The organism is Komagataeibacter oboediens (assembly GCF_003207815.1).
Classification (GTDB): Bacteria; Pseudomonadota; Alphaproteobacteria; order Acetobacterales; family Acetobacteraceae; genus Komagataeibacter; species Komagataeibacter oboediens.
Map to the genome: position 1 here is coordinate 1 of NZ_NKTX01000019.1, position 25,374 is coordinate 25,374.

General features: G+C 58.5%; 21 protein-coding genes and 1 pseudogene. 8 read left to right on the plus strand and 14 right to left on the minus strand.

Going from position 1 to position 25,374, the window contains the following annotated elements:
• Positions 1 to 76: 76 nt before the first annotated feature.
• The 12 genes and pseudogenes from CFR80_RS19805 to CFR80_RS09515 all read right to left on the minus strand — a co-directional run bounded on the left by CFR80_RS19805 (position 77) and on the right by CFR80_RS09515 (position 12,674).
• Complete coding sequence (locus CFR80_RS19805) at positions 77 to 415, minus strand: transposase (protein ID WP_258367759.1); 339 nt, start codon at positions 413 to 415, stop codon at positions 77 to 79.
• Positions 416 to 640: 225 nt separating this feature from the next.
• A pseudogene (locus CFR80_RS09465) lies at positions 641 to 1,391 on the minus strand (IS5 family transposase).
• Positions 1,392 to 1,556: 165 nt separating this feature from the next.
• Positions 1,557 to 2,693 carry a WavE lipopolysaccharide synthesis family protein gene (locus tag CFR80_RS09470; protein WP_146221627.1) on the minus strand — a complete coding sequence of 379 codons (1,137 nt, stop codon included), beginning with the start codon at positions 2,691 to 2,693 and terminating at the stop codon, positions 1,557 to 1,559.
• 27 nt (positions 2,694 to 2,720) lie between these two features.
• Positions 2,721 to 3,476: a glycosyltransferase family protein gene (locus CFR80_RS09475; protein ID WP_010515219.1), complete on the minus strand. Its 756-nt coding sequence runs from the start codon at positions 3,474 to 3,476 to the stop codon at positions 2,721 to 2,723.
• Positions 3,473 to 5,092 carry a capsular polysaccharide biosynthesis protein gene (locus CFR80_RS09480; protein WP_010515218.1) on the minus strand — a complete coding sequence of 540 codons (1,620 nt, stop codon included), beginning with the start codon at positions 5,090 to 5,092 and terminating at the stop codon, positions 3,473 to 3,475. Before CFR80_RS09480 ends, CFR80_RS09475 begins: the two co-directional genes overlap by 4 nt.
• A complete protein-coding gene (locus tag CFR80_RS09485) occupies positions 5,092 to 5,493 on the minus strand; it encodes an HAD-IIIC family phosphatase (RefSeq protein ID WP_010515217.1) in 402 nt (133 codons plus the stop codon). The genes CFR80_RS09480 and CFR80_RS09485 overlap by 1 nt, the downstream gene beginning before the upstream one ends.
• Positions 5,494 to 5,636: 143 nt before the next feature.
• Positions 5,637 to 6,890: a polysaccharide biosynthesis/export family protein gene (locus tag CFR80_RS09490; protein WP_242405376.1), complete on the minus strand. Its 1,254-nt coding sequence runs from the start codon at positions 6,888 to 6,890 to the stop codon at positions 5,637 to 5,639.
• A 437-nt stretch (positions 6,891 to 7,327) separates the two neighbouring features.
• Positions 7,328 to 8,314, minus strand: coding sequence for a UDP-glucose 4-epimerase GalE (gene galE, locus CFR80_RS09495; RefSeq protein ID WP_010515215.1), 987 nt, complete (start codon positions 8,312 to 8,314; stop codon positions 7,328 to 7,330).
• A gap of 241 nt (positions 8,315 to 8,555) precedes the next feature.
• Positions 8,556 to 9,611 (minus strand): CorA family divalent cation transporter, encoded by a 1,056-nt coding sequence (locus CFR80_RS09500; protein ID WP_010515214.1) that lies wholly within the window; start codon positions 9,609 to 9,611, stop codon positions 8,556 to 8,558.
• Between the two features lie 121 nt (positions 9,612 to 9,732).
• A complete protein-coding gene (locus CFR80_RS09505; protein WP_010515213.1) occupies positions 9,733 to 10,134 on the minus strand; it encodes a DUF3597 domain-containing protein in 402 nt (133 codons plus the stop codon).
• Positions 10,135 to 10,212: 78 nt separating this feature from the next.
• Positions 10,213 to 11,511, minus strand: a complete 1,299-nt coding sequence (gene ahcY, locus CFR80_RS09510; RefSeq protein ID WP_010515212.1) for an adenosylhomocysteinase — start codon at positions 11,509 to 11,511, stop codon at positions 10,213 to 10,215.
• A gap of 80 nt (positions 11,512 to 11,591) precedes the next feature.
• Complete coding sequence (locus tag CFR80_RS09515) at positions 11,592 to 12,674, minus strand: dipeptidase (RefSeq protein ID WP_083819106.1); 1,083 nt, start codon at positions 12,672 to 12,674, stop codon at positions 11,592 to 11,594.
• A gap of 157 nt (positions 12,675 to 12,831) precedes the next feature.
• On the opposite strand from CFR80_RS09515, the gene CFR80_RS09520 reads away from it, so the two are divergent.
• The 4 genes from CFR80_RS09520 (at position 12,832) to CFR80_RS09535 (ending at position 16,849) form a co-directional block, all read left to right on the plus strand.
• Entirely contained in the window at positions 12,832 to 13,668 is an 837-nt protein-coding gene (locus CFR80_RS09520; protein WP_010515210.1) for an aldo/keto reductase, read from the plus strand.
• A gap of 274 nt (positions 13,669 to 13,942) precedes the next feature.
• A complete protein-coding gene (locus CFR80_RS09525) occupies positions 13,943 to 15,070 on the plus strand; it encodes a lytic transglycosylase domain-containing protein (protein WP_010515209.1) in 1,128 nt (375 codons plus the stop codon).
• Positions 15,071 to 15,106: 36 nt separating this feature from the next.
• Positions 15,107 to 15,724, plus strand: a complete 618-nt coding sequence (locus CFR80_RS09530; protein ID WP_010515208.1) for a peroxiredoxin — start codon at positions 15,107 to 15,109, stop codon at positions 15,722 to 15,724.
• 390 nt (positions 15,725 to 16,114) lie between these two features.
• Positions 16,115 to 16,849 carry a CbtA family protein gene (locus CFR80_RS09535; RefSeq protein WP_010515207.1) on the plus strand — a complete coding sequence of 245 codons (735 nt, stop codon included), beginning with the start codon at positions 16,115 to 16,117 and terminating at the stop codon, positions 16,847 to 16,849.
• On the opposite strand, the gene CFR80_RS09540 is transcribed toward CFR80_RS09535, so the two are convergent.
• Positions 16,840 to 18,012 carry an extracellular solute-binding protein gene (locus CFR80_RS09540; RefSeq protein ID WP_110507284.1) on the minus strand — a complete coding sequence of 391 codons (1,173 nt, stop codon included), beginning with the start codon at positions 18,010 to 18,012 and terminating at the stop codon, positions 16,840 to 16,842. The two genes, CFR80_RS09535 and CFR80_RS09540, sit on opposite strands and share 10 nt — an antisense overlap.
• Positions 18,013 to 18,256: 244 nt before the next feature.
• Here CFR80_RS09540 and CFR80_RS09545 point away from each other — a divergent pair, with 244 nt between their 5' ends.
• The 4 genes from CFR80_RS09545 (at position 18,257) to CFR80_RS09560 (ending at position 24,076) form a co-directional block, all read left to right on the plus strand.
• On the plus strand, positions 18,257 to 19,378 hold the full coding sequence (locus tag CFR80_RS09545; protein ID WP_010515204.1) for a lysophospholipid acyltransferase family protein: 1,122 nt from the start codon (positions 18,257 to 18,259) through the stop codon (positions 19,376 to 19,378).
• Positions 19,379 to 19,496: 118 nt separating this feature from the next.
• Complete coding sequence (locus CFR80_RS09550; protein ID WP_258367760.1) at positions 19,497 to 21,770, plus strand: EAL domain-containing protein; 2,274 nt, start codon at positions 19,497 to 19,499, stop codon at positions 21,768 to 21,770.
• 123 nt (positions 21,771 to 21,893) lie between these two features.
• A complete protein-coding gene (locus CFR80_RS09555; protein ID WP_010515202.1) occupies positions 21,894 to 23,621 on the plus strand; it encodes a putative bifunctional diguanylate cyclase/phosphodiesterase in 1,728 nt (575 codons plus the stop codon).
• Positions 23,618 to 24,076 carry a hypothetical protein gene (locus CFR80_RS09560; protein WP_010515201.1) on the plus strand — a complete coding sequence of 153 codons (459 nt, stop codon included), beginning with the start codon at positions 23,618 to 23,620 and terminating at the stop codon, positions 24,074 to 24,076. Before CFR80_RS09555 ends, CFR80_RS09560 begins: the two co-directional genes overlap by 4 nt.
• A 107-nt stretch (positions 24,077 to 24,183) precedes the next feature.
• Here CFR80_RS09560 and CFR80_RS09565 read toward each other — a convergent pair whose 3' ends face one another.
• On the minus strand, positions 24,184 to 25,206 hold the full coding sequence (locus CFR80_RS09565) for an NAD-dependent epimerase (RefSeq protein ID WP_010515200.1): 1,023 nt from the start codon (positions 25,204 to 25,206) through the stop codon (positions 24,184 to 24,186).
• Positions 25,207 to 25,374 lie beyond the last annotated feature (168 nt).

Consider the following 25,374-nt stretch of genomic DNA (forward strand, 5'->3'; position numbering starts at 1 on the left):
TTCAGCATGAAGGCCATCGTGAACCCGTTTCTCAGAAAGGGGTCGTTTTTGGCTGCCTGTCCCCCTTCCGAAGGGGTCACTTTTCCATGCCGCTTAACAGTATGAACGATGTCCCGCCTTTGGCCTGCGCTTTGGCCCGAGCCTCTCGCCGCCAGCGAAACACCAGACTTGGATGGATCCCATACTGTGCAGCCACCTCCCTTATTGGGCGTCGGCTCTCGTAGGACGCGATGACCACTCGCGCGCGAAATTCAGGGGCGTGCCAGCGGCGGCGATCCGAAACGATCTCGATCCGCGAGGCGTCCGCCAGCCTGTCCCGCTCGCCTGTCTCTCTACCGCTCCTTTGGAGCCTCTCTGCGGTACTACCTGCGACACTCGCAGGTAGTACCGCGTCCCTATCTCTTAAATCGCTCATGCTTCATAGCTGAACAAGACCAGAAGTATTCAGCAAGGCGTCAGTCGCCGGGAGCTTACGCCGAAGGTTCCTCGGCGGTGTCTTGCCCTTAGGACGGACTTCCTCGATCAGTGGTTTCCAGACAGACCAAGCCTGATCAGAAAAGACAGACTGCATCATGCTCATCATAAACAGCTACGCAGTCCGTTCTGTCATTCAAGGCCTAACAGGTCCGAGGCTCAGGACTCATTCTTTGAGATAAAAAATGAAGCTTGCTGCGATCTGGATTGTAGACATGAAGGTGTGACCGCACCGGTCGTATCTGGTCACAACACGTCGCCGGTCTTGCGAACATGTTTTCGATAAGGTGGCGCTTTTTATACAGATGGCAGTTGTAAGGCGGTGTTGATTGCCGGTTCTTTTTGGGGGGAATGCAGGCGGTAATATTCTGTCTGGCGAGAGACCACCTGATCCGGTTGCTGTCATAACTTCGGTTACCGATGGCTTCCGCTGTTTCCTCCGGCAGGTCCATCAGAAAAAACATCTGCCCTTTGAAGTCACTGACCTGTCCAGCAGTCAGATGCAGGCGGACAGGTCGGCTCTGGACATCACACACGGTATGCTGCTTTGAGTTCAGTCCACCTTCTGCTCGTCCGATATGGCAGGAAAAGTCCTTTTTTGAGCAGGGAGACCGCTGTCCGATGCGCTTCGGGATATGTTGCATCGATCATCAGGCATTTTGATCGACCCGTTCTTTCACTCAAAGCTGCAAAGATCCGGTCGAAAAATCAAGACGGCTCCAGCGGACGAATCGGTTATATAAGGTCTTATGCGGACCTGACGCTTCCGGCACATCTTTCCTCTGCAAACCGTTACGAATTACATACACGATTCCATTGAGCACCCGGCGGTCATCCAGGCGCGGCACGCCGAGAGCCAGAGGAAAATACGGTGCAATCCTCTCCCATTTGGCTCCTAAACAGCAAAAACATGTGATTCACAGGCTCATCCCTCACGAGGACCTGTGAACCACGGAACACCGCTCAATTCAATAAATTAATAGATCCTGAACCTAAGAGGTCTTGACGTCTGCTCAAATATAAGAAACCGTTTAATTATTACCGTATTTTCGCAAGAGAAAATTTTATATTATATTTATATTTTAACTGTCTCGATACCAGCGGAGAAAAGAATTGAATGTGTTGCGTCCCCGTCTGAAAAGTGCTGTCCGACGATCATATCCCCAAAACATTCTGTGATCTGAACGTTTTTTCTGTTGGGTGTATATTATATCAATTAAAGATTCTGGAGATTTGATAATTGAATCCAAAATATTTTGACTAATGCACTCGACCCTTGTGTGTTTGCTTATTTTCTTCACAACATGCTGATATTTATTTATGTAGGCCTGAATTTCTGTAAGGTTGGCAACAGTAAAGTTGTCAGCCATCATATATAATGATTCATTTACACTCCGTGTGTCATTATGACGATCCAGTTTAAGAAAAGGAAATTTTTTCTTAAAATACGGAAAATGTATAAATTGTTCTACGGCCAGTCGTATGAGAAATCTTTTTTCTAATACGTTTGTATCCTTCAGAAAGGGATGGTTTTCATAATAAATCGCATCGCAGAAGCTGACGTCCTCGACGTCTTCCCAAAGATTTCTGATGTCTTCAGTGAGTCCAAAATGGAACCAGTCACTGTAATGAAAAGGCATCCTGTACAAAGTTAATGGATTTATTGTAAATATCTCAGGAATTAATATTCTCTGTGTGAAAGAAGCATAATGGCGGCGTACATCATGAGCATGTCTTTTGTAAACATCAATAAATTTTTTGCTCATCAGGCATAGGTCATTCCTTATGCGGAGCGCATATTTCCTTGATGCGTATTTTAGGCCTGCTTTTGCCGATTGTATCTGCAGATTTATGTTATTTAAGCTCTGTGTATCATTTTTTATAGGGGGCAGCGGAAGCGCATCGGGCGCCTTGATAACGATGTCTGCGGTATCGAATAAAACCTTTAAGGCTTCTTTTCGTATCGTATCAATTTTAAAGGCAGCATATGCTACTTCAGGCAGAACATTCTCCCCGGTATTTATTGAAAAGTCTATAAAATCAGAGGATGAAATGGAAACAATGATTTCTGCTTCAGGAAACATCTGGCGCCAATGGCGACATATCAGGGCAGATTCCTGTATGTTCTTTTGCAGCCATGGACCCTGTATGACAATAGAAAGCGGTTCGCCATTTTGATGGATATTATTCAGGTCATTGACGTCAAAATGGTAAACCACTTGCGATTGTCCTATGGGATCTAAATATTATTTGTTCAAATATAAGAATTTTTCTTCAAATTCTTTACCACCATCTTTGGTCAGGGCTTCATATTCGGCTGGCACCCCACAAAAAATGACATTTTCTTTTGGAATGACCGTATAGCGAATGTCTTTTCCGATCTTGATCAGGTGATTGTAAATCGGGGCGACATATAGCTCATTTTTGCTCGGGTTTTTCCGCTCTTCATCCAGTGCCCAGCGGAAGTCGCTGATTGTGGCGAACTGATACAGGCCCGTGCAGCAGAAGTGCGAGATCGGTTCTTTTTCCGTCGTGCGGGTGACCCGGTTCTGGTCGCTTCCGTCGCTTTCGACAAATGACCAGTTATCCCCTTCACCGACAAAGGTTTCCAGATACCCATCTCCCTGTGCGGCTTTTGGCGGGAATGTAAAGCCAGGGCGGAAGGTATCGATATTGAAAATGGTCATGCCTGTGGGACCGGCCTCTGTAACGCCATCCAGTCCCCGTTCAACCGTTTCCGCCTGCCCTGCTGTCATCTCGTCCAGAATGACGAGACGCGCGTTGGTGACGCCAAGAGCTGCCAGACGCTGACGGACAAAGTCAGGCGTATCGAACTCCTTGCGCATGATAAAAGTAAAGGTGTCCTGCCGACCTGCCTTCAGGAAGCCCATGACTGAATAGTCAAAGCAGGTGTAGTTGCCAAGCGGCAGCATATATTTGGGTCTGTCATAACCGGCTTCACGGAAACGGCGGCTCATCCCAACCATTGGAAATATAATCATGAACAGGACTCCATCATATTCTTCAGTCGGAATGTGTTGGCAAGTATCGCCTTCTGCCGCCGCTTGTCTGTTGTGTGCAGGGGAAGCATGCTCAAAAATAGCAGGGCCGTCATGGCAATGGCGGAACGATCCATGCAGGCATAGTTGCCTGCCTTCCGGCTTTTATAGATATCCAGAAGGCGTTGACGTGTGGGACCTATATCAAACGAGAGATCCAGATCGTAATCCGCAGATGTGAGATCAAACCTGTCCGCGATCAGGAAATCATAAAGCCCAAAGACCGAATGCCCCAGCTTGGAGATATCATACCGGGCATCGCCAAACATGGTGATGCGTCCGTTTGATAGCATACCGCGCGGATCGACAACGCTGACGCGCTTGGAGCGGAAATTATAGAAGATGTTCCCAAAATGGAAATCGCCATGCCACATGGTGATATCATCAAGTGAGGTCGGCACGATGGCCGAGATCAGTTCTTCCCCCAGCGTCCGTAACGATGGTGCCAGTTTCCCGCCGTAACGCCATTCCTTTGTCAGCGAAATATCATTATCCCGCGCAAAGGTTTCCAGACGATGCGCCGTCTTGCCCTTGATCATGTCATTGAAAAACAGGGAAGGATAGTCATCCCCGATTTCATAGTTCCGGGGGCGGATGCCCTGCATTTTTTCAAGGAAATCTAGGCAGCTATCCATCATGATTTCCCAAATATGCCCCGGCAGGTTGCCAAAGCAGTACAGTTCGGACATCAGAGGAAAGAACAGGTATTCCAGTTCATAGGAATATGTTTCTTTTTCGCCGGCATCAATGAAATGCGGGGTATAAGGCCGCAATTGCGGTGGAAGATGCTGAAACCACTCGGCTTCCGCAAAGATCTTGCGCTGGGGCAGACCTGTCTTGACAACAGAACGGCCGTCACTGGTTATGCTGTTGAACGACCGTGCCAGCAGTTCCTGACATCGGGACTGGTGATAGGTGTACAGATGACCGAAATCCAGCCAGGTAATGTCATATACCGGTTCCATGGTATATGACGCTGAATATGCATTCAGGGCCTCTATGAAGCCTTGGCCGTTTTCCAGGGTCGTATTGACGATTTTCTTGAAGTGCCCTGCTTCGTGGAAATTGAACAGGCCTGCCACGATATCGGTGGTCCGTTCCGCATCCCGCTGATATTCATGGAATACGTATCGTCCATCAATGACTTCGCATTCACTCCATCGTGCCAGGTGATGGGTGCTGCCGACTGCAAAACCGTTGGCTGGCCAGGTTGATTGCGTATCAATCAATGTATCGCCAAACAGGATATATACGTTGTCGCCAGCTTTTATGGAATTGAGGCCCTGCGCAATACTCTGCAGCACGGATGCCGTGGCTGGCACGCGTTCAATCAGGATATTCGCAGCCTTGATACGCTCGACATCATAATGTGGCAGTACATAGCTTTCGGGCAGCACCATGATGGGTTGCGCATCCATCGCCGCGGCCATCTTCAGTTGGTCTTCGTACAGACGACGACCCCCATTGGGCAGGAAAGCAGGCGGCAGATTTCCGAATTCGGCAATCAGTTCCGGGCAGATGTAAGCGCCGCTTAGAATAATGAAATAAGCGCCTGACATTATACCTGCTCGCGTTCAAGAAGACTGACGATCTGATCGTAGCTCAACGTACGGAATTCAGATGGACGGATGGCCTTGTCATCAATGTAGAAGCCATCGTGACCACACCACGGTTTACCGACGATAATCGAATCATACGGAACATCGTGCCGATCCAGCCATTCGGTAATGACCGGCAGCGTATGTTTCACAATGGCGGAAATGTCACCCTTGTACGTACGCATGTTGCGGCTGGTATGAATGGTAATATGAAATCCGTTCTTTTTATATTCGCGGATTTTCTCAATGATTTCCATGACAGGCGTTGCGTTGCTGTATTTTTTCACGGGATCACTGGATTGATCTTCGTTTTCATATGGCCTGCAGATCGTATGATCCAGGTCGATTACAAGATTCTTCATTTTGCCTCCATGTTTACTATGAGAACGATCCTGTCTGGGGCTGGTTGATAATGTTATCCCCATCATTGTATTCATGGAGAATAAATTGATTATGAATCAATTTTTCCATTATATTTCGCCAGAGAGATATCTTTACGGAATGTCTATCTGGCAAGGCCCCCCATGGATGTTCCTGGGGACAGAATGGTCGTAATCAGACCAAAGAATTTATAAAACTTATTACTTGCCGAGTTGGCAATGTAGATAAGATCTTGGTCCCGCATCATGAATTTATCCGCCAGGAAGTAACTGGCGGGGTTCATCATGTCCAGCTGATAGACCACCGGCGCCGTCGTGGCCTTATCATCGATCGGCATGCCAAGGCGGCGGACGATATCGGCATTTTCAAAACGGAACAGATAAACGGCGTTGGGATCGGCGCGTGAATCCTGCGGGCCGCCATTACGCGCGATGGCTTCTGCCATGGTCAGGGTCGGCATGGTGAACTGGGTCTGGCTGACATGGCCACTGGCCCCGAAAACCGTATAGCTGCGGGGCTTGAAGGTCAGCTGTACCCGGTCCCCCGGTTGCATCAGGATGTTCTGCGCAGGCGTATTCTCGATGGTCTTGAGCGGCAGTTCAGCAATCTTGCCATTGCGCGTCAGACGGACCAGATAATCCTCATCTGGCTGGTGGGACTGGCTTGCGCCACCGGCAAGGGCGATGACATCCAGAATGCGTTCCCTGTTGGGGGTCAGGGCCACGCGGCTTGGCCGGCGTACACCGCCATAGACCATGACCGAATTGGCGATATCGGCCGCGATGCGTACCAGTACCTGCGGCGAGAGGGACTGCTGCTTCAGCCGGGCCTTGATGGCTTCCGCCACCTCTATGGTGGTCATGCCGGCAACATGGATTTCCCCGGCATAAGGCACCCGGATATTGCCGCTGGCATCAACGCTGAGCGGGGGCAGGTTCGATCCCGTAGACGTGCTGGGCATTGTGCTGGCGCCACCGGATGATGTCGTCGAGGCCATCATGCTTGCGCCGCTCAGGCTGAACAGTGCGCTGCCGACTTCATATATCGAAACCTGCAGGATGTCGCCCGGGCCAACCCTGTCATTATGGGTGTAACTGACTGGCGTATTATCCGCATCCAGACTGCTGAACAGCGGTGGATCCTCACTGGCGAGCAGGGTAATGAGGTCCGGGCTGACCTGCACGATCGCATAGCCTACCGTATTGCGCTTGGGGTCACGCTGGGCATGGTTGACCTGTGCTTCCGTCGGGCCGCTATACGGTAACGAATCGCAGCCTGTCAGTAGCAGAAGGGCTCCACCAACCGCCGCAAAATGCCGACCTTTTCGAACTCGCCGTAGAACTGAATCCAGATTTTTCGGAAGACAGGAAATGGTCAAGGCAACACCGCGACTGGAGGTTGAGTGAAGGCGGAGAACAGGGCTGAAGGTATCTACCATGCATTGTGCATGTCTGACGTGTTCGGTCGGCAAATATCTATGGAAAGGCTTTTTATCACGTCATATTTTAACTGGCTACGCTAATTAGTTGAGGTGGTTGCCGCCCTGTAGATAGCAGAAAACCGCGCGAACAGACAGTCTGCCACCCATGTCTGGCAACAGGATGGCAATTCCGGAATCTGTTATGGGAATTGAAGAAATTCTGTCCCGGGCCACAGGGATTACGGCTGGACCAGCTTTGTGCATGGCGGTCTGCAACAGCAATGTAGATAATATTTTAAGTGGGTAACAGGTATGCAGGAAGCGTGGTGTCAGCAGGGCAGGACGCGTGGCGTACAGGATCAGGACATCCCTTCTGCCGGAACCGGCCTGTTCTGCTAACCATCATATCCGTGGGGGTGCCTTTTGCGCCAGTTCAGGGCCGTTCCGACGATGGAATCAATATGCCGGTATCTGGGCTGCCACCCCGTATCCATGCGGATCCGCGATGAATCGGCCACCAGAATGGCCGGGTCTCCCGGGCGGGGCGGGGCCCATTCCCATGGTATCCTGCATCCGCTTACACGTTCCACGCTCTCGATGACTTCAAGGTTGGTCAATCCCCGCCCATTGCCCAGATTGTAGGCGACCGATCTCGTGTCCAACTGGTCGATCACGCGGATATGCGCATCCGCCAGATCGGTCACATGGACATAGTCCCGGATGCACGTGCCATCCCGTGTACTGTAATTGCTGCCAAATATTTGCAGGGAGGACTGCAACCCCAGCGCCGTATCGATGGCAAGGGGTATGAGGTGGGTTTCCGGGCGATGATCTTCTCCCAGCCGTCCCTTCGGGTCGGCGCCGGCAGCGTTGAAATACCGCAGGCAGGCAGTGCGCATTCCATAAACACGGTCAGCCCACAGCAGGGCGCGTTCGATGAAGAACTTGCTGTCACCATAGGGGGACGCCGGGTTAACCGGCGCATCATCCATAATCCGCGACAGATCACGTTCATTACTGAACAGCGCCGCCGTGGAAGAAAAGACAAAGCGTTTTACCTGATGGGATGTACATGCCTCGATCAGGTTCAGGGAACTCATGATATTGTGCCGCAAATAGTGGAACGGCTCCGTAATGGAGCACCCGACCGATGACAGGGCGGCAAAGTGGAACACCACGTCCCAGCTATCCTGCGTTACGGCGTCATGTGTCGCCTGCGCATTGCTCAGGTCGACATGCCGGAACCGGACCCCATCGGGGATGGCAGCACGATGACCCGTGCTGAGGTCATCCAGCACGACAACGTCATGCCCTGCATCCAGCAGGCTTATGACCACATGGCTCCCGACATACCCCGCCCCACCTGTAACAAGACATTTCATGGTCGGGGTCGGTTTCCCTGTCAGGCCGGAATGTAGGGAGGGTAGAAAGAGCCGTAAAACCTACAGGATATGGCCATTGGCAGCAATGTACGGCCTTATGCCTGTCCTGCGCGATAATGACGGACTGGCACAAACGGGGCCCAGTCCCGCGCATGGTTTGCGCGACGGGCTCCGTATCCGTATCTGCCAGCCGGGGTATCATGTCCGCGATGGTCCGATGCGGGCCGGAAACAGGTGGAGCCTACAGCAGCTTCATGATTTTCAGCAGCAGCCACGTGATCATCATGAACACGAAGCAGATGCCACCCGCCTCGACTGTTCCCAGTGAGCCGGCAGCAAGGAACATGCCACCCGTGTTCATGCCGAAAAAACCGGTCACGAATGTTGCGGGCAGCATGAGGGTGGTCACGATGGACACGGTGTACAGGCGGCGGTTGGTTTCTTCCGCCTGTCCGGACGCCAGTTCGTCCTGCAGCGATCGCGCACGGTCCTGCAGGGCCAGAAGGTCATCAAGGGCTGCATGGATCTGGCGCTGCGAACGGTCGCGGATGTCATCTTCCGCCCATTCGGGCAGTTCCAGGTCCTCGTTATGGAAAATGCGGTCCACGGGCGAGATCACGCGCCGCAATTCGGTCGAACGACGCCGGACACGTCCGATCAGCCCGCTTATGCGGCCGAAATCGGTATGCTGGTCCAGCGTCAGCAACAGGTCCTCGGCGCGGTCAAGCTGGTCATCCAGCATGGCGATGTTGCGCCGGACGGTGTCGGCAAATTCCAGCAGGGTATGGTCGACCACTTCGGCAGGGGAGTCGAAGGCCGCCCGCTGCATGGTCCGGTAAATGACCCCCAGGGCCGGAACCGGCTGGCGGCGCGTGGTGATCAGCAGGGTGGGCAGGACCGCGAACCGCCATGCGGACAGGTTCTTGTCATCTTCCGACATGGCATCGTCAAAGCCGGGCAGGGCGCCATAGACGATATCGCCTTCCGCCTCGACATTGGTGCCCCGGTCCGTGCTGCCCAGGGCCAGGCGCACTTCTTCGGGCAGGCAGGGAATGGCCTGGATGTGCGCGCGGCTGGCGGTATGGACAATGTCATAATGCAGCCAGACCCAGGAATCCGGCGTGCCGGGCGGCAGGCCATCCAGCGCGCGGACGATCTGTTCATCCGTCAGGCGCTCGGGCTTCTGGCCCGGCTGGCAGGCAATGGCCCAGACCAGCCCGTTGGAGACAGATGACGCAGAGTCGACAGGCAACCCGGTGGCGTTGTCCATCATGGGGAAATCGGGGACGTTTTCCATCGCGTATCCCTCCGTCATTCTGCCGGTCCGGCCGGTTCTGGTGATCCTGTCTGGCCGATACGAAACGGGCGGCCGGTGGCCGTTGGCCACACGCCCGCCCGTCCGTTACGCCAGCTGCGTCTTATTTCATCAGGTCAGGGGAGACCTTGCCGCCATTTGCCGCCAGCTTCTGCATAACCTGCTTGAGCAACCACACATTCATGGACGCGGAATCGTTCATGTCACCGGTATAGTGCAGTTCCGTCGCCAGTTCCTTACGCGCGGCAAGCGAGCTGTCGAGGCCCAGCAGCTTCAGCAGATCCACGATGGAGGTCTGCCAGTTCAGCTTTTCGGGGTTCTTGGCCGCCAGCGCGCTCAGCACGGCGTCCACGTCCACAGGCTGTGCCGGGGCGGCGGGCGCTGCAGCCGGAGCCGCTGCGGCAGGGGCTGCTGCGGGCGTGGCTGCCGGCGCAGCTGCCGGGGTCGCGGCTGCTGCGGTGTGGCTGCCGAAGATCTTGGACAGGATTGAACCGAAGATGCTCATGGTATCTTTCTCCATTCACATGATGTGGCCCGGCGGATGCCGGACCAGTCACGCGTATGTTAACGATGTTCGAAGCGCTCAGTAACGATACAGGTCATTCTTGAACGGACCGTTGACCGGCACGTCAATGTAATCCGCCTGCTTCTGGCTCATCTTGGACAGATGCGCGCCAACCTTGGCCAGGTGCAGGAAGGCCACCTTCTCATCCAGCTTCTTGGGCAGGGTGTAGACCTTGTTTTCGTACTTGCCTTCCGGCGCTTCCCACAGTTCGATCTGCGCCAGCGTCTGGTTGGTGAACGACGCGGACATGACGAAGGACGGATGGCCCGTCGCGTTGCCTAGGTTGACCAGACGGCCTTCGGACAGGACGATCAGGCGCTTGCCATCAGGGAAGACGACCTCATCCACCTGCGGCTTGATGTTGTCCCACTTGAAGTTGCGCAGGGCGCCGATCTGGATTTCGGAATCGAAATGCCCGATGTTGCACACGATTGCGCGGTGCTTCATCTCGCGCATGTGGTCCAGCGTGATGATGTCCACATTGCCCGTGGCAGTGACGAAAATGTCGCCGCGCGGCGCGGCCTCTTCCATCGTCACGACCTCATAGCCTTCCATCGCGGCCTGCAGCGCGCAGATGGGATCAACCTCGGTCACCAGCACCCGGCAGCCGGCGTTGCGCAGGGACGCGGCAGACCCCTTGCCCACGTCACCGTAACCGGCAACCACGGCAACCTTGCCGGCCATCATCACGTCCGTGCCACGGCGGATGGCGTCCACCAGGCTTTCGCGACAGCCGTACAGGTTGTCGAACTTGGACTTGGTCACGCTGTCATTGACGTTGATGGCCGGAACCTTCAGCGTGCCCTTCTTTTCCATTTCCCACAGGCGGTGGACACCCGTCGTGGTTTCTTCCGACAGCCCGCGCACGTTTTTCAGCAGTTCGGGATACTTGTCGTGCATGAGGATGGTCAGGTCGCCACCGTCATCAAGGATCATGTTGGGGGTCCAGCCGTCCGGCCCCTTTACGGTCTGCTCGATGCACCAGTTGAACTCGTCTTCCGTCAGGCCCTTCCACGCGAACACGGGCACGCCGGTCGCGGCGATGGCGGCGGCAGCCTGGTCCTGGGTCGAGAAGATGTTGCATGAGGACCAGCGGACCGTAGCCCCCAGCGCCGTCAGGGTCTCGATCAGTACGGCGGTCTGGATCGTCATGTGCAGGCAGCCCGCGATGCGCGCGCCCTTCAGCGGCTGGGATGCGCCGTATTCTTCACGGAGGGCCATAAGCCCTGGCATTTCGCCTTCCGCGATCGAGATTTCCTTGCGGCCCCACTCGGCAAGCGAGATGTCCTTGACCTTGTAATCGGTGCTGGTGGTCATTTCTTATCCTGTATTCGTCAATGCGGCACAGGATATACCCCGTTGGGCGCGCGTGATCCAGAGTGCGCGGGATTCCACGTTCACGCGATCGTGCGGGCGACCTCTTCCGCCTGTTTCAGGATCCGCAGGAAATTTTCTCCCCACAGGGCCGCGATCTGGCTGCGGTCATAGCCGCGGCGCAGCAGTTCTGCCGTCAGGTTGGGCGATTCCGATGCATCGGCCCAGCCGCGTATGCCGCCGCCGCCATCAAAATCGGACGAGATGCCGACATGCTTGATCCCGATTCGCTGCACCGCGTAATCGATATGATCGACAAAGTCCGCCACCGTGACCGGGCGCATGTCACGCACGTCGCGCGGTCGCAGGAAGGCATCCATGGCGGTAATGTGGATCACGCCACCACAGGCCTTCAGCGCGTCAAGCTGCGTGTCATCAAGGTTGCGCGGATGATCGCACAGGGCACGGACACACGAATGGCTGGCAAAGACCGGCGCGCGGGACAGGCCAACGGCCTGCAGCATGGTGTCGCGTGACGTGTGCGAGACATCGACCAGCATGCCCACGCGGTTCATTTCGGCCACCGCATCACGGCCAAGGCCGGACAGTCCGCCATGCAGCGTTTCGGGATCATCCAGGTGATGCATGGGCCGTGCCGAGTCGGCCAGCTGGTTGTGCCCGTTATGGGTCAGCGTCATGTAGCGTGCGCCCAAAGCCCGGAACCGGGCGATCAGCGACAGGTCCTCGCCAATCGTATAGCCGTTTTCCACGGCGGGGATGATGGCGACATCCCCAGCGGCATGGGCCGCGCGTACCGCTGCCGCCGTGTCGCACACCTGCACGCCATCGATCCCGCCCGTCTCTCCGATCACGTGCAGCATCGCTTCCGCCCGGGTGGAGGCCGCCTCGTGCCCCGCCACGTCACGCGCGCCCTGTCCCACATAGGCCACAAGGCATGCGGCACTCAGACTGCCCGCGCGCATGCGCGGCAGGTCCACCCGTCGCGACGGCGCGCCCGTGGCGAAGTCGTCGCGGTCCGGCCACGGAATGTCCACATGGGTATCAATGCTCAGCAGCGAGCGATGCAGTTCGACTGCTTCCGTTGCGGATATGTCGGTTGGTGTATCGGTCATGGGGCCTCCAGCAATGGTGATAATGAACCACATGCAGGCCAGTCCTGAAAACTGGGCATAAACCAAAAGTGGTGACCTGTCGTTAGGGTAGGGACCGGCGACACACGTCCAGCCCCCGGCCCGGTCGCCACCCTGCCGCCTGCGCGCCGGGGCACCATAGCCGCCGGGAGCGCCTGACGAAGGAACGACCATGACAACCTCCATCCCCCTGCTAGAACTGAATGATGGCCACAGGATCCCCGCCATGGGGTTCGGTACCTATCCACTGGATAACCCGCAGGCCGAAAAGGCGGTGCGGGAGGCGCTGGATGCGGGGTATCGCCTGTTTGATACCGCGTCGCGCTACGGGAATGAAAGCGGGGTCGGCACGGGGCTGGTCAGTTCCGATGTGGGGCGCGAGGATATTTTTGTCACCACCAAGCTGCGTGGTGCCGATCAGGGATATGACAGTACGCTGCGCGCGTTCGAGCAGAGCCTTGGACTGCTGAAAATGAGCTATGTTGACCTGTATCTCATCCACTGGCCGCTGCCCGCCAAGGACCAGTATGTCGATAGCTGGAAGGCGATGATCCGCCTGCAGAAGGAAGGCCGCGTGCGCTCGATTGGCGTCTCCAACTTCCTGCCTGAACACCTGCAGCGCCTGATTGATGAAACCGGGGTCACGCCTAGCGTCAACCAGATCGAGATGCATGCCGATTTCGCGCAGTCCGAACTGGTCGCCCTGCACAGGAAGCTGGGCATCCAGACAGAAGCCTGGAGCCCGCTTGGGCGCGGCAAGCTGCTGGATAATCCTGTCGTCAAGCGGGTTGCGGACCGGCATGGCAAATCCACGGCACAGGTGCTGCTGCGCTGGGTGATCGATTACGGCGCGATCCCCATCCCCAAAAGTGCGCATCCCGAGCGCATGCGCGCCAACCTGCATACGTTCGATTTCCAGCTGACGGCGGATGACATGAGCGACCTTGCGACACTCGACAGCCCCCACAACCGCACAGGTGGTGATCCCGCCACCTATGTCGAGGAATAAAAGGCTGGTCTGAAGGAATGGAAGTTTCCGGGTGCCGCCTTTTTTCAAAAGGCGGCATTCTTCGAAGCATCCTGAAAAAAGCGTCACCGAAAACTTTTTCATGACCTGCAGGTGCGCATGAACCTGACCTGCCCGATTACGTCATGGACATGTCGGCGGGTCAGGATTGCACAAGCCGAAGCCACGCTGTTATGGTGCGGCGCCCGTCCCGCCGGGCGGGCCATGTTGGCGCGTCCGCCATGGGATCGGGCATGATCGGGATCATACCACCAGCATGGCACCAGCGCAGGCAGTAGCGGCATCTGACGGACATGGCGGCACGACCGCGCAGGCTTCCCCCACACGCCGGTCGCTGCGATGGCTGGCGCTGGGGTTTGCGGGCATGCTGGCCGCCTGTGCCCATAATGGCTCCCACGAGATGAGTGAGGAGCAGATGATTCAGGAAGCCGATTCCTATCGCGCCCGCGCCCACACCACCTATACCCCGCCGGGACCACCGGAAGATCCGTGGGGGCCTTATATCACCGAGGCCTCCCAGCGTTTCGATGTGCCAAATGTATGGATCCGCGAAGTCATGCAGCGCGAGTCGGGCGGACAGCTGTACCATAATGGCCAGTTCGTGACCTCCATGCCCGGCGCCATGGGGCTGATGCAGCTCATGCCGCCCACCTATGACGAAATGCGTGCGCGCTACAATCTTGGTCCCGATGCCTTTGAACCACATGACAATATCATAGCGGGCACGGCCTATATCCGTGAAATGTACGACATTTACGGCTCGCCCGGTTTCCTTGCCGCCTATAACAGCGGGCCGGGGCGGCTCGATGATTTCCTTGATCGTTACCACACCCTGCCCAAGGAAACGCGCGATTATGTCGCGTCCATCGGGCCGCGGATCGTCAGCAGCAAACCGGTCAACCGGTCACAGGCCGACCTGCTGGTTGAAGCCCGCGCCCTTGCCCGCGCGCAGGCGGCGCAGAATGCGCGGGGCGGCCACAGCCGGGGGCGTCAGCTTCTGGCGTCCGTGCCGAAGGGGACGGCTACCGACACGCCATCGCCCGAAGCCGCCGCCGTGCGCGCAGCATGGAGTGCACGTGAACAGAGCGGCGTGGCCCCCATGGCGTCGGCCGGAACCCGGCCGGGGGTCATCAGCATGGCCGACCGCCATGACTGGGTGGTGCAGGTGGGTGCTTATGGATCGGTCGGGCAGGCGCAACATGCGGCGGGACAGGCCCGGGCCAAGATTGCGTTCAGCGGGGTGCATACGCAGGTCGCAACCGTTGCATCGGCGCATGGTCATGTCTATCGTGCAAGGCTGACCGGCCTGTCGCACGAAGCTGCCCAGCAGGTCTGTCAGCGACTGGGCGGGTCAGGATGCCAGATCCTGCCGCCAACCACATGACGGCATTGATCCTGCCCCGCAGGGTGTGAGGACACATTGAGGTATTTCTACAGGCGTTCGCGCTGGTCCCTGCCGGGGCTGTGCCTGCCGCTGGCCGGTGTCATGGCCTTTGCCGGCTTTGTCTGTTTTTCGCCCGCGCGCGCGGCCCTGCCGGTGGGCAGTCAGGCCCCGATGTTCGATGCGCAGGCCACCAGCAATGGCAGCGAGTTTGATTTCCGGCTGGCCGATGCCCTGCGTCAGGGGCCGGTCGTGCTGTATTTCTACCCCGCCGCCTTCACCCGTGGCTGCACCATGGAGGCGCATGATTTCGCCAACGCCATGGATCAGTACAAGGCGCTGGGGGCTACGGTCATTGGCGTGTCCACAGATGATATGCATACCCTCGACCGTTTTTCCGTCAGCGAAGGTCATGGCCGCTTTCCCGTCGCCACTGACCCGAAGGGCCAGATCGCACGGATGTACGACAGTCACCTGCCGCTGGTGAACCGCGCCAGCCGTACGTCCTATGTCATCGCCCCGGATGGCAAGGTGATCTATGCCTACAGCGCCCTGTCACCCAAGGGGCATGTCAGCGGCACGCTCGATGCCCTGAAGCAGTGGCGTGCGGCACAGGGCAATGCCAGCAAGGTCACGTTGCCCGCCAAGCCCCAGTAAGACCCATTTCAAAATAACCATCTGATAAATATGAAAGTTTTGGGTACCGCCTTTTGTCAAAAAGGTGTCGTTTCTTGAAGCTTTTTGAAAACGGCTTTACCAAAAACTTCCTATGATTTCATAGCATCTGATGGACGGATTTCTGAAACAGTCTCTGCGGCCGCAACGTTGACTTGCGCGCCCCGCGCGGTATTGACTGGCATTTCCGTATCCGTAGGGAGAAGCCGGTGGGATTCCGGCACGGTCGCGCCACTGTACACCGCAGCCCCTGCGGAAGTCAGACCTCCCGGCGGATAAAGCTTCATTCCGTTCCGGGACGCGCTTTCCCGACAGGAGATCTGACCCCATGTCCTTCATTTCTTTCCCCCGGCCACATCGGGATATGCCCTGATGGCCGGACGCCTTCTGCTGCGTGGCATGCTGGCGGGCATCATTGCAGCCGCCCTTGCGTTCATGTTTGCCCGTGTCTTCGGTGAACCGCAGGTCAATCTTGCCATTGCGTTCGAAGCCGCCATGGATGCGGCATCAGGTGAGCCGCCGGAACCCGAACTGGTCAGCCGTGGCGTGCAGTCGTCGCTCGGGCTGCTGACCGCCGCCGTCATGTATGGCGCGGCCTATGGCGGGCTGTTTTCGCTGGTGTTCTCGCTGGCTTACGGGCGGATCGGCCGCTTTTCGCCGCGTATGCTGTCCATGCTGCTGGCGGGGGCCGGATTCCTGTCCGTGGTGCTGGTGCCAGATCTGAAATACCCGGCCAATCCCCCGGCCGTGGGGCAGCCGGAAACCATTGGCCTGCGCACGACCGCCTATTTTGAAATGATCGTCTTTTCGCTGTGCGCGCTGACGCTGGCGGTCCTGTCGGGCCGTGTGCTGGCGGTGCGTCTTGGCAACTGGGGCGCCACGCTATGCGGCGGGGCGGTTTTCGTGGTGCTGGTGGCGCTGCTGCAATGGGCGCTGCCCGACATCAGCGAAGTGCCGGACAACTTCCCCGCCGTCGTGCTGTGGCGCTTTCGTGAAGCTGCCATTGGCATGCAGCTTGTGCTGTGGGGCGGCCTTGGTCTGGTGTTCGGCATAATGGCCGAACGCCTGCTGGGGTACGAGCAGCGTGCGGCCCGCCGTTACGGCTGAGCCGTCTCCCCCCCATTGTCGCCACCGCCGGGCTGATCCGGTGTGGCGGCATCTTTCATGACCTTGTCCCATATCGTGTGCAGCTTGGTGTCCATGGCGTCATCCAGCACGGGGAAGGGGTGGCTGGCTGCGATATAGGCGGGCTGCTGGTCCCAGTGCAGGGCGGCTTTCATATCCGCGTCCAGCGGTGCGCTTGTGCTGGCGGGCATGCCCCAGAAGCATGATGACGTTGCCAGCCGGGCCTGCGCGGCGGGGGTGCGCAGGTACTGCGCGAACGCCAGCGCCAGCGCCTTGCGCTGCGATGCCTCGATGATCGAGATGCCATGCTGCCATCGGATGCCGCCCTGTCGCGGCAGGGTGAATGTCAGTTCCGGGCGCTGCGTGGCTGTATCGGAGTGCGCGGTAGGCGTGCTGACCGTGCCACCTTCGCCCACGCCCGCCGTCGTCCATGCGCCGCCGCCCACGACAATATCAACCACGCCGTCGGCCAGCGCCTGCTGCACGCTGGCGGTATCGCCCACCAGTGTCGCATTGGCGCGCAGGGCCGCCAGTTTGTCCTGCAGCGCAGGCAGGTCGGCATCCGTCAGGTGTGCCGGATCCAGCCCCAGCGCCAGGGCGATGTAGGACATGATGGGCAGGTAGCTGTCATAGATCGCGATATGCCCGTGATAACGCGGTTGCCATATCGCGTTGATGTCCTGCATGTCCTGTGTGCTGACATGGGCCTGGTTGAAGGCCACGGCGTGGAAGCCGTATTTTTCCGGCACGGAATACAGCCGTCCCTGGTAGGACCCGCTGGCTGGACTGGCAATGGCGGCGGGAACGGAGTCCGACGGGAAATCCGCCGGGTCCAGCGGCATCAGCAGTCCTGCCGCCGCCAGCTGCGGGGCGGCCGTTTCTTCCATGATCACCACGTCCCAGTCGCCTGCCTGTGACTGGTGCAGGATGGTGCGCACGGCTGAGGTGCTGTCGATATCCTTGAAATGGACGCGCACCCTGTTGGCCTGTTCAAAGGGGCCCAGCAGTTCGGGATCCTCGTGGTCACACCATGTCAGCACATTCAGCACGTCATCGGCCGCCCGGACCGGGGCGGGCTGGATGGCGGCAAGGATGATGAAGGCGGTCGTGGCGGCAAGGGCGCCGCGACGGCTGCATGCGGACATAAGGGACAACTCCTGCAAGGATGGGAGGGCAACATGGACGGGTATGCGACGCGGGTCCAGTCAGGAAGGGCGATGGGTGAGGCAGACGGGCTGCATGGCATGCATGTTGTATCAATGCACCCATAATATGACCGTATGATGAAAGGGTGGATGCGGGTCTGTCCGTTGCGTGCAGGACACGCCCCCTGTTCCGCACGCCTGCCCCATATTGTCCCCCGGCCAGAGGTGGGGCTATGGATAGCCCATGATCGCCGATTTCATCCGCCGCTTCACCCGGCGTCGCTCCCCATCGTCTGCAGCCCCCCCGTCCACGTCGCGCGCCGCCCGTCCGGTGATCGCGCCCCAGCCCGGTTCGGTCGCGGAGCGGCTTATCGCCGCGACAACGGTCCTGCCGTCAGGGCGGATGCGCGCCTATGCCCGCACCGCACGCGGGGTGGGGCGTCTGGCTGCCATTACCGTGTGGGTGCCGCTGTCGGTCGGGTTCGAGGCGGTGCTGCTGCTGGTGCCCGGCACGGCCAAGATCCGGTGGACGCGCATGGTCTGGGGCGGGCTGTGCCTGCTGCTGTCGCTGCGCATCCGTGTGGTGGGGCGCAGGGCTGGTGGCGTGGGCGGCAGGCGCGCGCGGCAGAATGGCGAACGCCCGGTGATCTATGTGTCCAACCATTCCTCATGGCTGGACGTGCCGGTGCTGGGCACGGTGCTGCCGTCCAATTTCGTAGCCAAGGGCGATATCGAGGGCTGGCCCATCATGGGGCTTGTCTCGCGCATTGGCCGGACCATATTCGTCAGCCGCCAGCGCAGTACGACGGGCCGTGAACGTGACGAAATGCTGCACCGCCTGATGGTGGAAGGCGACAACCTGATCCTGTTCCCCGAGGGCACGTCATCCGACGGGTCGCGGGTGCTGCCGTTCCTGTCGGCCTTTTTCGCCATTGCCAAACCCCCGCGCCTGCCCCCGGGCAGGGGACCGGTGGAACCGGAAAGCGAGGCGGAAGCCATCGCCGCACGTCCGGGCATGACGCCGCTGATCCAGCCGGTATCGGTTGTGTATGACCAGCTGGAAGGCCTGCCGGTCAACCATGCGCGGCGGCCGGTATTTGCCTGGTATGGCGACATGGAACTGGGGCCGCATGTGTGGCAGCTGGTCAAATGGCGGTCGATGCGCGCGACCGTACTACTGCACCCGCCGCTGGACCCCAATGATTTCCCCAGCCGCAAGGCGCTGGCGCAGGCGGCGTGGCGGGCCGTGGCGGCAGGCGCTGCCGAACTGCGCCAGAACCAGCCCCAGCCGGAGGGCGAAAGTGCGTATGCCTGCCGCCCGCTGGCGGGCATGCTGCCGCAGGATCTTGAACGTAGCCGGAACTGAGGGCTTTGTGTCAAGATTGAGGCATGTCATGTTTCCCCGGTCCCGTAATCCGTAGTGTATCCCCCCAATCGACGGTCCCGGTGGTTGTCCGCCGCCGGATAGGGTCGGTCTGCCCGGCATGGTTAACGTGAGCCTGCCCGCGCGATCAGGAAATGTGATCTCACATGGCGCGGCGTATCGTGCCAACGTTCTGGAGTTTACGGTGGATCAGCCGAAGATAAGCGCCGATGTCCTGTTGTCCGCCATGGAGCAGGCCATCGATCCCATGGTCGTGATTGATGAGCATAACTGCATCATCTTCTTCAACGCCGCAGCCGAGAGGATATGGGGCCTGTCGCGCGCGCAGGTCATGGGGCAGAATGTCAGCTGCCTTGTGCCACAGGCGGACCGTGCGCAGCATGACAGCTATATCAACCGTAATCGCGAGACAGGCATAGGCCGCATTGTCGGGACGTCGCGTGAGGTCGAATTCCGCCGCGCCAATGGCGAATATGTCTGCGGTGAACTGTCGATTTCGCGTGTGCAGCTCGATGAAACGGACGGGATCTACTATATCGCCGTCATGAAGGACGTGACGGAGCAGAGCCGTCAGCGCAAGATCCTGATCCTGCAGAATGACGTGCTCCAGGCGCTGGCATCCGACCTGAGCGTACAGGAAGTGGGCGACCAGCTGTGCCGCCGGGTGGACGGTTTCGTGCCAGGCGGGGTCGCGGCGCTCATGACGTTCGATGAGGCGCGCAAGGTCGTTGTCACATCTTCCCCCGGCATGCCCGCCCGGTACCGCTCGGCACTGGACAGCATGCAGGTGACGCCGGAGCAGATCGAGGCGATGCGCCACGATCCTGGCTGCAGCAATACGGTGGTGTGGGATGGTTATTCCTCGCTTGCCCGTTCGCTGGGGCTGGTGGGGTGCCGCTCCTCGGCCATCATTTCGCGTTCCGGGCAGGTCGTGGGGATATTCGCCCTGTACCTGCGTGATGATGAACCGTCGCAGGTATGGCCCGAGCGCGTGGTATCGACCTGCATGCCCTTCTGCGCACTGGCGATCGAACAGAACGAGACACGCCAGCATATTGCCCAGCTGTCCAATTTCGACAGCCTGACCGGGCTTCTGAACCGGACATCGCTGCATAATATCATCGAACGCCTGATCATGCGTGGTGGCGACAGCCAGTTCTCGCTGTTCATGGTGGATATCGACCGTTTCCGCGACATCAATGACGCGCTGGGCCATGTCAACGCCGACCGTTTCCTGATCGAGATCGGGCGCCGTATCCGCGCGCTGGTCAATGATGAATATATCGTCAGCCGTTCGGGCGGGGATGAGTTCATTATTGTCGTGCCCGACTGCTCGCATCAGCGTGCGGAGCAGTTTGCCGAAAAACTGATCAATTCCATCGCCAAGCCCCTGCAGGTGGGCGAAAACACGCTGAGCATTTCGTGCTGTGTCGGGATCAGCACGTTCCCTGAAAACGGACCGGACAGCGAATCCCTGCTCAGCCTGGCCGATGCCGCCGCCCGTCAGGCGAAGGAGGACGGGCGTGGCCTGTACCGCTTCGCCGGACACGAAAAAAACCAGGTGGCGCAGGAACGGCTGATGCTTGGCTCCGCGTTGCGGGACTCGCTGGCCAAGGGCATGCTGAACCTGCATTACCAGCCGCAGGTGGAAACCATGACGGGGGGCCTGTACGGGGTGGAGGCCCTGTCGCGGTGGCACCATCCGACGCTGGGCAACATCTATCCCTCCCGCTTTATCGCGGTGGCGGAGGATACGGGACAGATCGAGGCCATTGGCCGGTGGTCGCTGCAGGAAGCCTGTGGCCAGATGGTGAAATGGGACCGCGACGGGGTGCATGTGCCCACCGTGGCCGTGAACCTGTCGGCGGTGCATTTCCGCAACCGTGCGCTGCCGGAATATATCGCTAACCTGCTCAAGCACCATAACCTGACGCCGGACCGCCTGACGGTGGAAATCACCGAAAGCGTGATGATGGATAACAGCACCGATACCGAAGACGTGCTGCACGCCATCCGCAGGCTGGATGTCGGGCTGTCGATGGATGATTTCGGCACGGGCTATTCATCACTGTCGCGGCTGACGCGCCTGCCGCTGACGGAAATCAAGATCGACCGCAGCTTCATCAATGATTTCGAGCAGGATACCAATGCGCAGGCCGTGACCATGGCCGTGATCGGCATCGGTTCGCGCCTTGGCATGACGGTTGTGACCGAAGGTGTGGAAACCGAACAGCAGTGGCGCCTGCTGGAAGAACTGCATTGCGATGTGATGCAGGGCTATCTGTTTGCGAAGCCCCTGCCACCGGCCGAACTGGAAAAATGGTTCCGTGAGCGGCAGGAACAGGGGTCGTTCCTTATTCCCACGAAGGTGTAATATGATGTGCCATATGGTCTGGCGCGGCCGCATGGGTGTATCATGCGGCGGGTCTGTCCCGTTGCCGGACTGATTCCATGACACATTCTGTTCAGTTTTTTATTTTAGGTTCCAGGCAGGAATATGGCATTGCAACACGATGATCGGCTGCGGGCACTGACACACCAGGATGCGGATTTCTGGGCCGACCTCGTTGATAGTGTCCTGATCGTCGCCATTACCGATAACAAGGGCGTCATCACCTATGTGAATGACCTTTTCTGTGAAATCAGTCAGTACTCGCGTGAGGAACTGATCGGTTCCACGCATCGTATCGTCAATTCAGGGTATCATGACGCGGATTTTTTCCGTGACCTGTATCGCACGATCCAGGCGGGGGAACTGTGGCAGGGCAATATCTGCAACCGCGCCAAGGACGGGTCGCTGTACTGGGTGGCGACCACCATCATCCCCAAGAAGGACAGGCAGGGGCAGATCCAGGGCTATGTCGCAAGCCGGTTCGAGATTACCGAGCTTATGAACACCCGCGACCGGCTGTGTGAACTGGCGGAAACCGATACGCTGACCGGGCTGCTCAACCGTGGCGGCTTCAACACTGCCCTGGCCGATGAAATCGCACGCTGTCGCGAACCCGGCAGCACGACGCACCCCGCACTGGTCATGTTTGATCTCGACGGGTTCAAGCAGATCAACGATGTCCATGGCCATCATGCCGGTGATATCGTGCTGCGCGCCATTGCGTCACGCCTGATTGAACTGACCCACCCCGATGACCCCGTCAGCCGTCTGGGGGGGGATGAATTCGCGGTGATCCTGCATCGCACGCTGGAAGACGTGTCGCTGGAGCGGTACATGGACCGCCTGCAGGGCGTGCTGGAACGCCCCATCGACATCGAGACTGTGACCGTCAGCGTTGCGGGCAGTATTGGTGCGGTGCTGCTGGATGGCACCGATACGATGGAAGACGTGCAGAAAAACGCCGACATGGCAATGTACGCCGCCAAGCGCGCGGGGGGCAAGCAGTCGCAGATGTTCACCCGCAGCCTGCGCGAACGCGCGCAGGCCCGTGTATCCATCCTGAGCGAGGCGCGGTGCGGGGTCGAGCGCAACCAGTTCGAGGTATATTACCAGCCGATCCTGAATTGCCGCACGCTTGAAGTGGACCAGATCGAGGCGCTGCTGCGCTGGCAGCATCCTGAACGCGGGCTGCTGGCGGCGGAAGACTTTTCCGACGTGTTTACCGATGCCGGTCTGGCGCAGGCCATGGGCCCGCGCATGATCGAGGCCTTCCGTCGTGACGTGTGCATGTGGAACGAGCAGGGCCAGCCCCCGCGCCAGCTGGCCATCAACCTGTCGCGCATGGACCTGATCCGCGATGATTACCAGCGTGAACTGGAAGAATCGCTCAAGCGTTTCAACATGTCCCCCGACAGCTTCGTGCTGGAAGTGACTGAGGCGATGCTGCATGGCCGCCGGGCGGATCAGGGGATCCGCAACCTGCGCGAGCTGGCGCGGTCCGGCTTCCGCATTGCGCTGGATAATTTCGGCAAGGGCATTACCGTGCTGAACCACTTGCGTGAACTGCCGTTCTCGCAGGTCAAGATCGACCAGACCATGGTCGCCAACATCGTGGGTAATCCCGATGCCTGCATGGTCCTGTCCAGCCTGATCGAGATGGGGCAGGGGTTCCAGATGGAGGTTACGGTTGAAGGGGTTGAAAATCGCGAACAGTTCGATCTGGTCATGCAGATGAAGCCGGAGCGGATACAGGGGTTCTATATCTCCTCTGCCCTGTCGTCGCAGGATATCCTCAAGCTGCCGACGCATTTCGAAGGGGTGATCCGCGCATGACCGACGCACCCCGCACCATTGCCGCGCGGATCGGGGATGATCTGCCACGCATCGACGTGATCGAACTGGCCAATACGCGGCGTATCATGCACGCCGAACGCCATAATGACGGGTCGCGCATGCCCATGTTCATTCCCACCGCGGCATGGGCGAGACTGCTGGAACTGCATTGTACCGGTGACGGCACGCCAGACCGCCCGCGCCTTGCCCCTTCACGCATGATGGATGGGCTGGAACGTGCCCTGGGGCGTATCATGACGGAGGTGGCGCGCCATGACGCCACGGATGATGAACCGCTGCGCCCGGCCTATGCCGTGACATCCGACCTGTTTGGCGCTGAAGGCCCTGTCGATATCCGCATGGTGGTGGACCGGACGACCGGCGTTGCCTGCATGCTAGCGGGACCGCCCGCGGATATCGCCGTCCTCGGTCTGGATGATGTGCCGCAGGGCTGACGGTCCCGCGATTGAAAACGGCCTGTAGAAAAAGTTTTTGGTGAAGCTTTTTTCAAAAAGCTTCGAAGAGCGCCGCCTTTCTGAAAAAAGGCGGCACCCGAAAACGTTTATTGTTGTTTGGCAATCGTTGTCTGCGGTGCGCGATAGTACTGCCGGTACCACTCCACGAATGCATCCACACCTGCCTGCACCGGTGTTGCGGGACGGAAACCCGTCAGCGCCTGCAGGGCGGAACAGTCGGCCCATGTACGTGGCACGTCCCCGGGTTGCATGGGCATGTAATTGCGGATGCAGGACTGGCCCAGCGCCTTCTCAATCGCCTCGATGAACGCCATCAGGCTGACGGGGTGGCTGTTGCCGATATTGATGACCCGGTAGGGGGCAACCGGGCTGGCGCCGGGATCACTTGCGCCCGGCCCGCGGGGCGGTTTTTGCGACAGTAGGCAGATCGCTTCCACCAGATCGTCGATATAGGTGAAATCGCGTTCCATATTGCCATTGTTGTAAACGTCGATTGGCCTACCCGCCAATGTATTGGCCGTAAACTTGAATAGCGCCATGTCCGGCCGGCCCCATGGCCCATAGACGGTAAAGAAGCGGAAAGCGGTTACCGGCAGCTTCCAGATATGTGAATAGGAATGCGCCAGTTCTTCCGTGGCTTTCTTGGTCGCGGCATACAGGCTGAGCGGGTGGTCGCAGCGCTGGGATTCCGAAAAGGGCACGTCCTTGCTTGCGCCATAGACGGATGAGGTCGAGGCGATCATCAGGTGCGCGGGCTGGCACCGCCGCGCCTGTTCCAGCACGTTATAGGTGCCGATCAGGTTGGCGCTGATATAGGTGCCGGGATTTTCGATGCTGTACCGCACGCCAGCCTGTGCCGCCAGATGCACCACCAGTTCGGGATTGCACCGGGTGAAGGCGTTTTCCATGGCCTGCGCATCTTCCAGCATGAATTCGTTGCAGGTGAAGCGTTCGAATTCCCGCAGCATGGCATGGCGCTTCTGCTTCAGCGTGACATCGTAATAGCTGGTCATGCCATCAATACCGGTCACGTCATGCCCGTCGCGCAGCAGGCGGCGGGCAAGGTGAAAACCGATGAACCCGGCCGTGCCGGTAACAAGGATACGCATTCCGTACTCCCCCAAAATCCGGGCAGTCCGTTACGGCCTGCCCGGTTCACATTCCTATGTCATGCGCCGTGGTCTGCCTTCCCGTGATCGGCCTGCAGGCGATGCACCGGGAAGAGTGCATGATCTTCAGGCGGATAATGGGAACACGGACCACGAGACGACTAACGG

Bases quoted from the DNA above. Each gene is read 5' to 3' on its own strand.
- CFR80_RS09545 (WP_010515204.1), top strand. From the start codon at position 18,257: ATGATCGCCGATTTCATCCGCCGCTTCACCCGGCGTCGCTCCCCATCG.
- CFR80_RS09475 (WP_010515219.1), bottom strand. From the start codon at position 3,476: ATGATTATATTTCCAATGGTTGGGATGAGCCGCCGTTTCCGTGAAGCC.
- CFR80_RS09485 (WP_010515217.1), bottom strand. From the start codon at position 5,493: ATGAAGAATCTTGTAATCGACCTGGATCATACGATCTGCAGGCCATAT.
- CFR80_RS09550 (WP_258367760.1), top strand. From the start codon at position 19,497: ATGGTTAACGTGAGCCTGCCCGCGCGATCAGGAAATGTGATCTCACAT.
- ahcY (WP_010515212.1), bottom strand. From the start codon at position 11,511: ATGACCACCAGCACCGATTACAAGGTCAAGGACATCTCGCTTGCCGAG.
- galE (WP_010515215.1), bottom strand. From the start codon at position 8,314: ATGAAATGTCTTGTTACAGGTGGGGCGGGGTATGTCGGGAGCCATGTG.
- CFR80_RS09555 (WP_010515202.1), top strand. From the start codon at position 21,894: ATGGCATTGCAACACGATGATCGGCTGCGGGCACTGACACACCAGGAT.
- CFR80_RS09500 (WP_010515214.1), bottom strand. From the start codon at position 9,611: ATGGAAAACGTCCCCGATTTCCCCATGATGGACAACGCCACCGGGTTG.
- CFR80_RS09520 (WP_010515210.1), top strand. From the start codon at position 12,832: ATGACAACCTCCATCCCCCTGCTAGAACTGAATGATGGCCACAGGATC.
- CFR80_RS19805 (WP_258367759.1), bottom strand. From the start codon at position 415: ATGAGCGATTTAAGAGATAGGGACGCGGTACTACCTGCGAGTGTCGCA.
- CFR80_RS09535 (WP_010515207.1), top strand. From the start codon at position 16,115: ATGGCCGGACGCCTTCTGCTGCGTGGCATGCTGGCGGGCATCATTGCA.
- CFR80_RS09525 (WP_010515209.1), top strand. From the start codon at position 13,943: ATGGCACCAGCGCAGGCAGTAGCGGCATCTGACGGACATGGCGGCACG.
- CFR80_RS09515 (WP_083819106.1), bottom strand. From the start codon at position 12,674: ATGTGGTTCATTATCACCATTGCTGGAGGCCCCATGACCGATACACCA.
- CFR80_RS09560 (WP_010515201.1), top strand. From the start codon at position 23,618: ATGACCGACGCACCCCGCACCATTGCCGCGCGGATCGGGGATGATCTG.
- CFR80_RS09565 (WP_010515200.1), bottom strand. From the start codon at position 25,206: ATGCGTATCCTTGTTACCGGCACGGCCGGGTTCATCGGTTTTCACCTT.
- CFR80_RS09540 (WP_110507284.1), bottom strand. From the start codon at position 18,012: ATGTCCGCATGCAGCCGTCGCGGCGCCCTTGCCGCCACGACCGCCTTC.
- CFR80_RS09480 (WP_010515218.1), bottom strand. From the start codon at position 5,092: ATGTCAGGCGCTTATTTCATTATTCTAAGCGGCGCTTACATCTGCCCG.
- CFR80_RS09505 (WP_010515213.1), bottom strand. From the start codon at position 10,134: ATGAGCATCTTCGGTTCAATCCTGTCCAAGATCTTCGGCAGCCACACC.